We start from the raw sequence: 243 nt of genomic DNA, 5'->3' as shown, positions 1-243 counted from the left end.
CTTCATCTCCAAAGACAATCTGGTCAAACTGTTCCTGAGCCAACTTGCCAACTAGAAATACGGATTTCTTATCCGCAAAAAGCATACTTGGGTAAACCTTCGCCCAAAGCAGACAATCTTCAGTCAGATGAATTCCCAGTTCTTCGTAAACTTCACGCGCTGCGCACTCAAAAGGACTTTCATCGCCTTCTCGCCCGCCACCTGGCAATTCCCAGGTATTAGGGTATGGAATGTTTGATTTGT

The 243-nt window shown here is 45.7% G+C and carries 1 protein-coding gene; it reads right to left on the bottom strand.

The features are described from left to right. A partial coding sequence (locus tag CF394_RS00195; RefSeq protein WP_133079768.1) for an NUDIX domain-containing protein occupies positions 1 to 243 on the bottom strand: 243 nt, incomplete at both ends.

Source organism: Tetzosporium hominis, assembly GCF_002265435.1.
GTDB classification, from domain to species: domain Bacteria; phylum Bacillota; class Bacilli; order Bacillales_A; family Planococcaceae; genus Chryseomicrobium; species Chryseomicrobium hominis.
This window is presented reverse-complemented; position numbering and strand designations above follow the sequence as displayed.